The 12,934-nt window shown below is 51.2% G+C and carries 10 protein-coding genes and 1 pseudogene; 4 read left to right on the top strand and 7 right to left on the bottom strand.

Annotation, left to right across the window (positions count from 1 at the left end; genetic code table 11):
* From Q0231_RS09330 to Q0231_RS09300, 7 genes and pseudogenes are all read right to left on the bottom strand, one after another.
* Positions 1–387, bottom strand: a pseudogene (locus Q0231_RS09330) (MFS transporter); the annotation flags it as partial.
* A 198-nt stretch (positions 388–585) separates the two neighbouring features.
* Positions 586–2,526, bottom strand: a complete 1,941-nt coding sequence (acs, locus tag Q0231_RS09325; RefSeq protein WP_299347319.1) for an acetate--CoA ligase — start codon at positions 2,524–2,526, stop codon at positions 586–588.
* 127 nt (positions 2,527–2,653) lie between these two features.
* On the bottom strand, positions 2,654–3,418 hold the full coding sequence (locus Q0231_RS09320; RefSeq protein WP_269394703.1) for an ABC transporter ATP-binding protein: 765 nt from the start codon (positions 3,416–3,418) through the stop codon (positions 2,654–2,656).
* On the bottom strand, positions 3,418–4,188 hold the full coding sequence (locus Q0231_RS09315; RefSeq protein ID WP_299347318.1) for an ABC transporter ATP-binding protein: 771 nt from the start codon (positions 4,186–4,188) through the stop codon (positions 3,418–3,420). The genes Q0231_RS09320 and Q0231_RS09315 overlap by 1 nt, the downstream gene beginning before the upstream one ends.
* Before the next feature lie 20 nt (positions 4,189–4,208).
* Positions 4,209–5,372, bottom strand: a complete 1,164-nt coding sequence (locus Q0231_RS09310) for a branched-chain amino acid ABC transporter permease (RefSeq protein ID WP_269394705.1) — start codon at positions 5,370–5,372, stop codon at positions 4,209–4,211.
* A gap of 4 nt (positions 5,373–5,376) precedes the next feature.
* Positions 5,377–6,405 carry a branched-chain amino acid ABC transporter permease gene (locus Q0231_RS09305; RefSeq protein WP_269394706.1) on the bottom strand — a complete coding sequence of 343 codons (1,029 nt, stop codon included), beginning with the start codon at positions 6,403–6,405 and terminating at the stop codon, positions 5,377–5,379.
* Between the two features lie 103 nt (positions 6,406–6,508).
* Positions 6,509–7,855 (bottom strand): substrate-binding protein, encoded by a 1,347-nt coding sequence (locus Q0231_RS09300; RefSeq protein ID WP_269394707.1) that lies wholly within the window; start codon positions 7,853–7,855, stop codon positions 6,509–6,511.
* A gap of 201 nt (positions 7,856–8,056) precedes the next feature.
* On the opposite strand from Q0231_RS09300, the gene Q0231_RS09295 reads away from it, so the two are divergent.
* The 4 genes from Q0231_RS09295 to Q0231_RS09280 all read left to right on the top strand — a co-directional run.
* Positions 8,057–9,694 carry a short-chain fatty acyl-CoA regulator family protein gene (locus Q0231_RS09295; RefSeq protein WP_299347317.1) on the top strand — a complete coding sequence of 546 codons (1,638 nt, stop codon included), beginning with the start codon at positions 8,057–8,059 and terminating at the stop codon, positions 9,692–9,694.
* Positions 9,695–9,751: 57 nt separating this feature from the next.
* Positions 9,752–10,129 carry a response regulator transcription factor gene (locus Q0231_RS09290; RefSeq protein WP_269394709.1) on the top strand — a complete coding sequence of 126 codons (378 nt, stop codon included), beginning with the start codon at positions 9,752–9,754 and terminating at the stop codon, positions 10,127–10,129.
* 7 nt (positions 10,130–10,136) lie between these two features.
* On the top strand, positions 10,137–10,385 hold the full coding sequence (locus Q0231_RS09285; RefSeq protein ID WP_299347315.1) for a hypothetical protein: 249 nt from the start codon (positions 10,137–10,139) through the stop codon (positions 10,383–10,385).
* A partial coding sequence (locus tag Q0231_RS09280) for a DUF3604 domain-containing protein (protein WP_299347313.1) occupies positions 10,382–12,934 on the top strand: 2,553 nt, incomplete at its 3' end. The genes Q0231_RS09285 and Q0231_RS09280, both read left to right, overlap by 4 nt.

Raw genomic sequence — 12,934 nt, 5'->3', positions numbered from 1 at the left:
CGCCGCACTTTGAAAACCCGAGGTCGCAGCGCCAACCAACCCGGCAACAACATAGAGTTGCATCATCGACATAGACGAGAAATAGGCGGCTATCGGGACGCTGAAGATCAATGCTGCACGGATGAGATCCGTCGCAATAAGGAGCGGGCGGCGTTTGTTGCGATCAATATAACCGCCCGCCAAAAACGCGACAATCAATCCTGGCGCGAAGCTCAATGCAGACAATATGGCGATTTCGTTTGGTGTGGCGTTGATCGTCAAAATGGCGATCATCGGCAATACGGTTCGGGTAATGCGCGACCCAAATGCGCTGCCAATTTGGGCCGCCCAGAGTCTTAGAAAATCTGGGTGTTTGAGCAGTGATGCAGATTTTTGATCTGAAGACATGATACAAACTTTATTGTCCTTGGAGGGACGCAAAAGGTGCATCATGCAGATAGCAAACTCAACTGTGTTGATTGGCGCTCGGGCTGTTTCAATAAGCGGTGCGGTGTAAATGCAACAGGGGTTGGATCGGAAAGAAATTAGGGGTGCCCTTTGAAAAAGGACACCCCGAATTACGACTTAGAGGTTGTGGGGACGGGTCTAAGTCGATCTGTTTTGGCGGTTCTCGATCAGCTTTTCGACCACTGAAGGGTCAGCAAGCGTGGAGATGTCGCCTAAGTTGGAGAATTCATCCTCGGCAATCTTACGTAAGATGCGTCGCATGATTTTGCCCGAACGGGTTTTGGGCAGGTCCGGTGCAAATTGGAGCAAATCCGGTGTTGCAATCGGCCCAATTTCCTTGCGCACCCACGCGCGCAGTTCTTTATAAAGCTCGTCGCTCGGCTCATTGCCTGCCATAAGGGTGACATAGACATAAATGCCTTGGCCCTTGATGTCATGGGGATAGCCAACCACAGCGGCTTCTGACACTTTGTCGTGTGCCACCAATGCGCTTTCCACTTCAGCGGTGCCCATGCGGTGGCCAGACACGTTCAACACGTCATCGACGCGTCCAGTGATCCAGTAAGCGCCATCTTCGTCGCGTTTGCAGCCGTCGGAGGTGAAATATTTCCCCTTATAGGTGGTGAAATAGGTGTCCACGAACCGTTGATGATCGCCATAGATGGTGCGCGCTTGTGCGGGCCAACTATCCAAAATGCACAAATTGCCTTCGGCTGCGCCTTCAAGCACATTGCCTTCATTGTCAACAAGTTGAGGTTTGATGCCAAAGAAAGGCGCTGTGGCGGCCCCAGGCTTAAGCGCATGCGCGCCGGGCAGTGGGGTCAACATGCAACCACCGGTTTCTGTTTGCCACCATGTATCAACAATCGGGCAACGGGCTTCGCCCACAACGTGGTAGTACCATTCCCATGCTTCTGGGTTGATCGGTTCTCCAGCCGTGCCCAAAAGCTTGAGCGAAGAGCGGCTGGTTTTGGTGACAAATTCATCACCTGCGCCCATCAATGCGCGAATGGCAGTTGGGGCGGTGTAGAACTGATTGACCTGATATTTGTCGATGATTTGCCAGAAACGCGAAGCATCTGGGAAGTTTGGTACACCTTCAAACATCACCGATGTGGCACCATTTGAAAGCGGTGCGTATAGGGTGAAACTGTGCCCAGTGATCCAGCCCAAATCAGCGCCGCACCAGAAGATATCGCCTTCTTCATAGTTGAAGACGGCGCGGTGAGCGAAGTTGATATAAGTGAGGTAACCGCCAGATGTGTGGACCACGCCTTTTGGTTGCCCGGTTGAACCAGACGTATAAAGGATGAACAAAGGATCTTCTGCGTTCATAGGTTCGCATTCGCAGAACTCATCAACCCCAGCTGCTGCTTCATGCCACCAGACGTCGCGCCCACCCTTCATGGTGATGTTTGCGCCAGTGTGCTCAACCACCAATACTTTTTCGACACCCAAAGCGTGCGGCATGGCGTCGTCGACATTTTTCTTTAGTGGAACGGTTTTGCCACCACGGCGTCCTTCGTCGGCGGTGATCACAACGGTACTGTCGCAATCATTGATCCGGCCCGCAAGCGCTTCAGGCGAGAAGCCCGCAAAAACGACTGAGTGAGCGGCCCCAATGCGCGCGCAGGCAAGCATGGCATAGGTGATTTCTGGGATCATGGGCAGATAGATGGTGACCCGGTCGCCCTTTTTGACGCCCAAAGATTTGAGCACATTTGAAAACCGAGAAACCCGCTCGTGCAGCTGGTTATAGGTGATTGTTTGCCCGGGTTGATCTGGATGATCTGGCTCCCAATGGAACGCCACGCGATCACCATTTTCTTCCAAATGTCGGTCGATACAATTGTAGGCAACGTTCAGCACTCCATCTTCGAACCATTTGATCGACACAGGGTCGAAACTGGTGTTTTTGATGATGGTTGGCTCTTTGATCCAATCCAAGCGTTTTGCTTGTTCTGCCCAAAATCCATCGGGATCTTTGACAGACCGATGATACATCTCTTGATATGTGTCCGCGTCAATTAGCGCGTTGGTTGCCCAATCTGAAGGGACTGGATAGATTTTCCCGGACATAGCTCTCCTCTTGTCCGCCAACAGCATTGCCAGCCGGCGAACCCTTTTTGAAACCTTCAATGTTAAATGGCCGGTCCCTACCGTGCCCGGTCTCTTGGAGGCTTGCGCCCCCAATCTTTGCTATGAACTAAATCGCGAGATACTCGTGACGAAGTTCTTCATTATCCAAGACCTCTTGTGCGGTGCCGGTAAAGGCCACCTCACCAGTATCAAGAATAACCGCCCTATCGGCGAGACGAAGCGCGGCAACCGCGTTTTGCTCAACGATAATGGTCGTGATCCCAAGAAGCTTGATTTCTTGCAGGATCTTTTCAATCTCTTGCACAATCACTGGTGCCAAACCTTCATAAGGTTCGTCCAATAGCAAGAGTTTGACATCCCGTACCAATGCACGGCCAATGGCCAGCATTTGCTGTTCGCCACCAGAAAGGGTCACGCCTTCTTGGTTGCGGCGTTCAGCGAGGCGTGGGAAACGCTCGTAAACTTGTTCGATGGCCCAGCCGTGTCCCGGTGCCACTTGGGCAAGGGTCATGTTTTCTTCAACGGTTAGGCCTTGGATGATGCGCCGATCTTCTGGCACCAGTTGTAGCCCGGCAAGGGCTGCTTCGTGCGAACGCATTTGGTGCAATGGTTGACCATCCAGCCAAATTTCACCCTGCTTTAGCTGCGGGTCATCTGTACGGGCGAACGAACGTAATGTTGATGTTTTGCCTGCGCCGTTTCGCCCCAGCAGTGCCATGATTTCGCCCTTGGGCAAATCCATTGACACACCTTGCACGATATAGCTTTCGCCATAATAGGCGTGAACATTTTTAACCTGGAAAAATGGGCGTTCTGTGCTTGCGGCGCTTGCGCTATTTGTAATGTCAGTTTCAGTGTTCATGGCGTTCATTAGTGAGCTCCCCCAAGATATGCTTCTTGCACTTTCGGGTTGTTGCGCACCTCCTCCGGTGTTCCCTCGGCGATAATGCGGCCACCCGCCAGAACCGAGATTTTGTCAGCCAGTGAAAACACAACATGCATGTCGTGCTCGATAATGACTTTGGTCATCCCACGTTCTTTGATCTTCTTCAGCAAGTCAATTGTGGTATTTGTATCGTGTCGTGACATGCCAGCTGTTGGCTCATCCAACAAAAGCAAACGCGGGTGCTGGATAAGGCACATGGCCAGCTCCATGCGACGTTTGTCCCCGCGTGACAATGAGCCTGCTAGCATGTCTTTGCTTGCAGTCATGCCCACATCTTCAAGCATATGCTCGGCTTCTTCACGGATTTCAGTTTCATCGTCAATTGACTTGAAGAAATTGAGCGTAAAGGAGCCATCGCGCCGTGCAAAGGCGGGGGCCATCACATTTTGGATCACTGTAAGGTCTGGAAAGATCTCGGGTGTTTGGAACACACGTGCCACACCGACTTGGTTGATCTCATGTGGTTGCTTACCCGTCAAAACTTGCCCGTCAAATACCACCGCGCCGCGGGTTGGGGCCAAACGGCCCACCACCACATTGAGAAGTGTTGATTTGCCGGCACCGTTTGGGCCAATGATGGCGTGGGTTTTGCCTTCTTCGATTTGCAAATCGATATCGCTTAGGGCGTGCAGTCCACCAAAGGTCTTGTGCACATCAGCGACGTGAAGAACAATATTGTCTTTTTCTATCGTCATTTCAAATGTCCTTTCAAGACCTATTCAGCGGGTGCTGGGGCTGGTGCTGGTTCATCGGGTTTTGCCTTGTCGCCGCCATCGCGGTTAAACAGGGAACCAATGCGCCTAAAGCCTTCCATCATGCCGCCGGGCAAGAAGGTCACGACAAGCACGAAGATCAAGCCAAGTGTTAAGTGCCAGCCTTCACCCACAAACATTGAGGTGACGCTAACCACAAAGCTTTCCACGTTGTCTGGCAAGAAGCTGAACAGATTGTGCAACACGCTTTCGTTGAACGAGGAAAAAATGTTCTCGAAATATTTGATCAACCAAGCGCCAACCACGGGGCCAATGAGCGTGCCAACACCACCAAGAATGGTCATTAGTACGATTTCGCCCGATGCGGTCCATTGCATACGCTCAGCGCCTGCAAGGGGATCCGTTACAGCCATCAGACCGCCAGCAAGACCGGCAAACATGCCAGAGATCACAAATGCTGTCAGGGTATAGGGACGTGTGTTGAAGCCCGTATAGTTCATGCGGGTTTGGTTAGACTTGATCGCACGTAACATCATGCCAAATGGCGAAGCGAAGATGCGTTGAGTGATAAAGAAGCCGATAATCAAAAAGACCGCACAGAAGTAAAAGCCCGAGATGCCGCTCATATCCACAAGGCCAAACAGATTGGACACGGGCAGAGAGCCGTCGTTGACGCCACCAAATGCGCTGTCGACAATTCTTGGATCATCTAGGGTCAGCTGCAAACCTGTTTCACCGTTGGTGATTGGCGTTAGCACTGAGTAGGCTAGATTGTATGACATTTGCGCAAATGCAAGGGTCAAGATTGAAAAGTAAATGCCAGAGCGCCGCAAGCTAACAAATCCAATGGCCAAGGCGAATATGCCTGAAATGACCACCGCAAGGATAAGAGCGGGGATTGGGTTCATTGAAAACAGCTTAAACGTCCAAACTGCAGTATATGAACCCACACCAAGAAATGCGGCATGGCCAAAGCTGAGGTAGCCGGTTAGGCCAAACAGGACATTGAAGCCAATGGCGAGAATGCCAAAGATCGCAAACTTTTGCATCAAATCAGGATATGCGGCACCAAATGGCTGAAGCCAAATCGGCATCAACAGGACTACTGCAGCGAACAATACAAAGGTAATGACGTCTTTGCGTGACATTGAGAATAGGGCGTTCATGTTCTTAACTCTCCATCACGCCACGGCGACCCAGAAGACCACGTGGACGAACCAATAGAATAATCACGGCGACCAGATAGATAATGATTTGGTCGATACCTGGAATGATGGCTTTGATTTCCGTCATCGAGGCGAGAGATTGGAGTATGCCAAGCAGGAAGCCTGCGGCAACGGCGCCGGGCAATGAACCCATTCCGCCAACAACCACCACCACAAAGCTAAGGACCAAGAAGTCCATGCCAAGGTGATAATCAGGCGGAAGCAACGGCGTGTACATGACACCGGCCATACCTGCGACCACGGCTGCTAAACCAAACATGGCGGTAAAGCGCTTGTCGATGTCGATGCCAATCAAACCAACAGTTTCTCTGTCAGCCATACCGGCGCGCACCACCATGCCAAAAGTTGTGAATTGAAGGAAGGCAAACACAGCGCCAATAACAACAACTGAGAATGCGAAATAGATGAGACGCCACCAAGGATAAACAATGACGTTCGGATCCATGCCCATTGCTGCACCAATATCTGCGGCGCCACCAACGACAGAAGGCATCGGCTGCGGAATTGGGTTCGCGCCGAAGTAGTGTTTGATGATTTCTTGCAAAACGATCGCTAGTCCGAAAGTTACAAGGATTTGTTCCGCGTGAGGACGACGATAGAAGTGCTTGATCAGACCGCGCTCCATGACGATGCCGATGACCAGCATGACGGGGATCGCGAGCAATATCGAAAATGGAACCGAATAGTCCACCATGAATGAACCAAAATCGCCGAACCATGCTTCAACATAGGGTGTGCGAATTTCAAGCGGTGTGCCCCAAGCCGTGACCTTTTCGGGGTCGGTTGCAATCATTTCCAGTGTCAAAATTTTGCGCACTGTGACGGCACAAAAAGCACCAAGCATAAACAATGCACCGTGGGCAAAGTTAACAACGCCCAAAGTGCCAAAAACAAGGGTAAGCCCCAAAGCGATCAACGCGTATGCGCCGCCTTTATCCAGTCCGTTCAAAAACTGTAGAAAAATCGCGTCCATCATTCCTCCCAAGCAGCATAGTTGGCTGCAAATGCTTGCGGTTATAGCTCTTTAGAACCGCCGATGCCGGGGTGGTGAACCACCCCGGCACCAAAGTTTAAACTCAACTAACTTCGTATGGGCCTAGATCGCCGCCGAAGATCGCAGGATCATATTCCACTTGTGCCCGTGGAGTTTGTTGAACCACATTGAGCAAATCGAATTGAGAAGTTGGGTTTTCGTTACCACGCACAACCAATACGTCTTTAAAGCACTGGTGATCTGCTGCACGGTAGTGTGTAGGACCATTGCCCATTCCATCAAAATCCCAGCCCTCAAGAGCTTTAATGACTTCTGGTGGATAGAATGTGCCTGCACGCTCGCACGCGTCGGCGTAAAGCAAGGTTTGCACGTAACAAGTATGTGCAGCCATTGATGGTGGGAAGCCGTACTTGGCGCCGAATGATTTCACAAAAGCTTGTGAACCAGCGTCTTGTAGTGACCAGTTCCAGTTTGCTGAACCCAAAATGCCTTTAATGTTTTCGCCAGCACCCTGCGCCATAAGGCGAGAGAACAATGGCACAACAATTTGGAAGTCTTTGCCGTTGACTTGCTTGTCACGTAGACCAAACTGAATTGCTTGGGTTAGTGAGTTCACCATGTCGCGACCATAGTGGTTCAAAATCAGAACGTCAGCGCCTGAATTGAGAACCGGTGTGATGTACTGAGAAAAATCGCCTGCGCCCACTGGTGTTTTAACCGTTTCTGCAGTTTGCCAACCCAATGCTTCAGTAGCATTGCGCATGGATTCTTCTTGCGTCCAACCCCAAGTATAGTCAGCTGTGAGGTGATATGCGCGACGGTCTGTACCATATTCTTGACCAAGCACTGGACCAAGTGCTGCACCAGACATGTAGGCGTTAAAGAAGTGCCTAAAGCCATAGCGTCGCTTGTCTTTACCCGTTGTATCGTTGGAGTGGGTCAAGCCAGCCATAAAGATGGTGCCCATTTCTTGGCACAAACCCTGCACAGCAACAGCCACACCTGAAGATGAACCACCAGAAATCATCAGTGCGCCGTCTTTTTCAATCATCCGTTTAGCGGATGCGCGGGCTGCGTCAGATTTGGTTTGTGTATCGCCGGTAACGTAGGCAACTTTCTTGCCTAGTACGCCATTGCCGCCCAAAGATTTGGGTTGCATTGTGTTGAGCATCCCGCCGTCGCCTTCACCATTAAGGTGTTCAACAGCAAGTTGGAATGCGCGAAGCTCATCAGCACCCTCATCGGCGTAAGAGCCGGTTTGTGGCACGTTAAAACCAAGAGTTACCGTGTCGCCCATAGGCTTGTTGCGGTATTCTTGGCCAAAAGCAGAGCTTGTCAAAATTGTTGGCGCAACACCTGCGGTCACAAGACCAGCTGCGGCACCTTTGAGAACCTTACGACGGCTAGGGCCATCTTTACGTTCGCTCATAAATTCTCCTCCTTTTTGGGTGATGGGCGTCGAATGCACTGACGCTACACATCGCGAGAATAATAGTGTATAAATGAAAACTTAAGCAATAGTACGTTGTAATATAACGATAATTTTGTCAAAAACGCGACAGTTTCTTGTAACTTATTGTAAAATATTTTACAAGTCGGCAAAATATAAAAGAGTGAAAAGGTCAAACATATGCGCTCGCCTATAGGGTTGAAAATCCGCAACCTGAGGAAATCACTTGATTTCTCACAATCTGGGTTTGCGAAGATGGTTGGCATTTCGCCGTCCTATCTGAACCTAATTGAGGCCAATAAGCGCGATGTCGGTGGCATCTTGTTGCAACGAATTGCGGAAAACTTGAACGTCGAGTTGGATTTGTTAACAGGCGACAGTGAACAGCGATTGATCAATGATCTAGAGGAAGTGTTTGCGGACCCGCTGCTCGAATCGTTAAATTTGGGACCTGACGACGCACGCAACGTGGTGGCAACAAACCCAGATGCGGGGGCCGCACTTTTTAGGATTTATCGTGGATTTTTGGACGCGCGCGCTGAAGCAAAAGCCATGTCCAATCGCTTGCGGTCTGACCCTTTGTTCTCTGAATTATTGCATCAGATGCTCTCCCAAATCACAGCGGTTAGGTCCGCAGCAGAAATCTTGGCGGATGTGCCCGACCTAGAAAGCGATCAGCGCAAACGGTTCCATGTCTCTTTGTCGCGAGACAGCCGCACGCTATCCGATGTCGCTCAAACCCTTATTGGCGAATTTGATCGCGAAACGGTGGCGCATCATTCGGTCTCGCCCATGCGAGAAGTTGACGATTTGATTATCGACGAGAAAAACCATTTTGGTGGCCTGGAGGAACTAGGTCGTGAACTTCGGGGTGAAGTGCTTGCTTTTGGTGGTTTTGGGGAGGCCAGTCTTGATTTGGCGCTACAGCACAAATTTGGAGTGACCGTTGAGCGCGCTGGGCAAGTGGAAGTCGGTGGCGAAGAAGCGCCGGGGCAGTACCGATATATAGAAGACCAAAAGCGCATGTGGTTTCAGGGCAATTGTACCATGTCCACGCGCCAATTTCAGCTATCCCGGCTGTATGCGGAATTGTCAGGGGTCGACACACTCAAGCAAATGGCCAAAGACAAACGGCTAACCTCATCAAACTCTCAACGGCTCGCTTATCGTGCTCTTGGGTCCTATTTGGCGGGCGCTATTGGTTTGCCGTATGACGATTTCTTAAAGGATGCTGAGGAGCACAAGTATGACATTGACTATCTTGCGCAAAAATACACAGCCAGTTTTGAACAGGTTGCGCATAGGCTGGTGACTTTGCGCGCGCCGGGGCGCGAAGGTATTCCTTTTGGTTTTTTGCGTTCCGACCCGGCAGGGCGGCTGACAAAGCAGTTTCCATTGCCCGGGCTCCAATTGCCAAACGCGGGTCACGCCTGTCCGCTTTGGGCAATCTATAGCGCGTTTCGGCGGCCAAATGACGTTGTCCGTCAGCTCGTTACTTATCCCGACGGCTCGAGGTATTTGTTTTTTGCGAAATCAATGTCCAAACGGGCAGCGGCTTATTCTCAGGTGCCTTTTTACACGTCTGTCATGCTTGCCTGTGACATTTTTTATGCGGATAGGACAGTTTACGGGGAGGGTATGCGGTTGGATGATGGACAATTGGATGTGCCGGTTGGCCCAACATGTCACATGTGTATTCGGCGTGATTGTGAGCATCGGCAAGAAGAAGTTTTGGCCAGCGTTGATGCGATGCACTCGGTGCGTATGCCGCTTGTAAACACAAAGTTCAGTGTTGGCGAGACGGATAAAAGTGCATAAGGTGTGGCGGTTGGTATCGGCAAGAGGGGCCGGTCTCAGCACGCGGGAGGAATATACGTGTCTGTAGACGTTTTGATTGTCGAGGATGAGCCAAGCATCCTTGATTCGCTGGATTTTATTCTCAAACGGGCGGGCTGGAACATCAGCGCGGTAACTGATGGGGATGCCGCTATTGCGGCGGTTGGTGAGTTGCGCCCAAAAGTTGTGGTGCTCGATGTTATGCTGCCCAAGAAGTCTGGGTTTGAAGTGCTTAAACATTTGCGCGGGCAACCCGGTACAAAGGATTTGCCCATATTGATGTTGACGGCGAAAGGGCAACAGCAAGACCGCCGGATTGCAGAAGAATTGGGTGCAAATGGGTTTGTCACCAAGCCCTATTCAAACAATGAAGTGGTGGAAGCGGTGCGCCAGCTGATGGAGCAAGCAGCCGCTTGAGTGCGTAATGGCCGGTCGTAAACGTAGTGAAGGATTTGCGTTTTTTCTCCCCGTCGTTGGGGCGATGTTGGTTATGCCGCCTATTGTTATGCTGTTTGATGTGGACGTTAGTGTCTTTGGTTTTCCACTGATCGTTGCCTACATGTTTTTTGTTTGGCTGTTTTTGGTGGTCGCTTCTTGTGTTCTGACACGCGGGTTGCCACGCGCGGAAACTGAAGTGAAAAAAGCTGACACAAATGCGGAAACTAAGCTATGATTTCCGCCAATCTTGTCATCCTTATTGCGGTCGGTTATGTGGTGCTGCTGTTCGCACTCGCCTATTTTTCCGAACGTTGGGCAGAGGGTGACCGGGGCCATTTTTTGCGTTCGCCATTGGTTTATACGCTGGCTATTTCTGTTTATTGCACCAGCTGGACGTTTTATGGAGCTGTTGGGTCGGCCGCGAGAAGTGGACTTGAGTTTTTCGCCATTTACTTAGGACCGACCTTAGTTTTTGTGGGGTGGTGGTTTGGTTTGCGCAAATTGGTGCGCATCGGCCGCAATCAGCGCATTACCTCAGTTGCTGATTTGATTTCATCGCGCTTTGGCAAAAGCAACCGGTTGGCGGTTTTGGTGACATTGATCGCGGTCATTGGCACAACGCCCTACATTGCTTTGCAGCTTAAAGCGATCACCACTAGCTTGTCGGTAATCTCATCCGACAGCATTATGGCGGGTGTGGGAGATCGCACAGACGACAACCGTTTGGCGCTTGGTGTCGCCGCTGGTATGGCGCTTTTTACCATCCTTTTTGGAACACGGAATGTGGATGCCAAAGAACAACACCATGGCGTAGTGGCCGCCATTGCGTTTGAAGCGATCGTAAAACTGGTGGCACTGATGGCTGTTGGCATTTTTGTTGTATTTGGAATTGGTGGTGGCTTTTCAGAAATCTTTTCGCGGGCGGAAAGCGTTGGGGTCAATGTTTATGACAACGGTGGGTTTGGAACCCGCTGGGTGACAATTTTGGTGCTTTCTGCTGCAGCCATCATATGTTTGCCACGACAGTTTCAGATCACAGTTGTCGAAAATTCTGACGAAAACCATTTGCGCACTGCCAGTTGGCTTTTCCCCCTATATTTGTTGGGCATGAGCGTGTTCACCTTGCCTATTGCCATCGTGGGGTTGAACTTGCTTCCTGCTGGGACAGACCCTGATATGTTTGTGCTGACCCTTCCGCTGGCCCATGACCAAGAGTTGCTTGCCCTTTTTGCCTTTATTGGAGGGTTTTCGTCCGCCACATCAATGATCATTATCGCTTCCATCGCGCTTTCTATAATGGTCAGCAACCACATTGTTATGCCTATTGCGCTTAGAACGCCATGGATCGCTGATTCAGGCGATGGACAGGGGGTGACGAACTTGCTGCTCAATAGTCGGCGCGTTTCAATCTGCGCTGTGTTGGCACTTGGGTTTTTATATTTTTGGCTCACAAATGGGTCCGGTGCGCTGGCTCGGATCGGCCTAATTTCGTTTTCAGGAGTGGCACAGTTCTTACCATCAATTATTGCAGCTCTATATTGGCGCGATGCGACGTCAAAAGGCGCTGGCGTGGGACTGTTCGTCGGCTTTGCTGTTTGGGCCTATACTTTGTTTTTGCCGAGTTTTGTTGAAACGGGTGGCATAGTTGCCCAGTGGGTGGAAAATGGTCCCTATGGCATCAGTTTCTTGCGGCCTGAGGCCTTATTTGGGCTCGAAGGTATTGATCCGCTTGTGCATTCGGTTTTTTGGAGCTTATTGGCCAACGCGGGACTTTTGGTGTTGGTTTCGCTTTCCACCAGCCAGTCCGCACTCGAACGCATTCAGAGCACTTTGTTTGTGGACGCGTTCCGGCGGTTGCCCGGTACTGAAACGCGGTTCATGCGCTCCTCAGCGGCTGCGAATGATTTGTTTTTTGTGGCACAACGTGTGCTAGGTGCTGAGCGCGCAACAGCCATATTTGATGACTATTTGAAACGAGAAGTGGGCAGTCGCGCGCAGTTTGAGCCAACGCCAGATTTCATAGCGCATTTGGAAAAAGAGCTTGCGGGCTCGATCGGGGCTGCATCGGCCCACGTTATGCTGTCGCAGGTTGTTTCAGGAGACAATATATCGCTGCAAGAGGTGATGCAGACCAAGGGGAATAGCGAGACTCATCCCGGCTTGTCCCCCAACGATGAGTTCGCCGACTACGGCATAGCGGGTTGGGAATATGGCAACCTGACCATGGAGGGCGAGCCAGAGTCAGCGGAGATGCGTCCCTTCATGTATCTGCGAGGGGGCCTGATGCAGGGGCTCGCGCAAGAGCGAAAACTTGGCACCAATCCGTTCAAGTTCGGAATGATCGGAGGTACGGATGTCCACAACTCCTTAACCGCGATTGATGAGGACAACTTCTTTGGCAAACACGTCGTGCAGGAGCCCAGCCCACATCGGTGGGAACACGTCTCAAAGCAAGGCTTTGGCAAGACCCGCTATACCTGGCACTACACTGCTGCAGGCTACGCCGCCGTCTGGGCAACAGATAATACTCGTGAGGCACTTTGGGACGCCATGAGTCGCAAGGAAGTATACGCCACCTCAGGCTCACGTCCCACGGTACGCTTTTTCGGTGGGTGGAGTTTCAATCCCAATGATGCCAACACCCGATATGTAGCCAGCAGAGGCTATAACAAGGGCGTGCCAATGGGCGCAGATCTGCCGGCAATGCCAGAGGGCGTCAGCGCGCCTGGTTTCCTTGTAGCAGCCCTGAAGGACCCGCAGTCCGGCAATCTTGATCGAATCCAG

Source organism: uncultured Maritalea sp. (assembly GCF_937139385.1).
GTDB lineage: Bacteria > Pseudomonadota > Alphaproteobacteria > Rhizobiales > Devosiaceae > Maritalea > Maritalea porphyrae_A.
The sequence above is the reverse complement of the archived record's forward strand: the minus strand, read 5'-3'. Positions and strand labels throughout refer to the sequence as shown.

Coding starts and splice junctions, on each gene's coding strand:
- Q0231_RS09295 (WP_299347317.1), top strand. CDS start 8,057: ATGCGCTCGCCTATAGGGTTGAAAATCCGCAACCTGAGGAAATCACTT.
- Q0231_RS09320 (WP_269394703.1), bottom strand. CDS start 3,418: ATGAACGCCATGAACACTGAAACTGACATTACAAATAGCGCAAGCGCC.
- acs (WP_299347319.1), bottom strand. CDS start 2,526: ATGTCCGGGAAAATCTATCCAGTCCCTTCAGATTGGGCAACCAACGCG.
- Q0231_RS09310 (WP_269394705.1), bottom strand. CDS start 5,372: ATGAACGCCCTATTCTCAATGTCACGCAAAGACGTCATTACCTTTGTA.
- Q0231_RS09315 (WP_299347318.1), bottom strand. CDS start 4,188: ATGACGATAGAAAAAGACAATATTGTTCTTCACGTCGCTGATGTGCAC.
- Q0231_RS09305 (WP_269394706.1), bottom strand. CDS start 6,405: ATGGACGCGATTTTTCTACAGTTTTTGAACGGACTGGATAAAGGCGGC.
- Q0231_RS09300 (WP_269394707.1), bottom strand. CDS start 7,855: ATGAGCGAACGTAAAGATGGCCCTAGCCGTCGTAAGGTTCTCAAAGGT.
- Q0231_RS09285 (WP_299347315.1), top strand. CDS start 10,137: ATGGCCGGTCGTAAACGTAGTGAAGGATTTGCGTTTTTTCTCCCCGTC.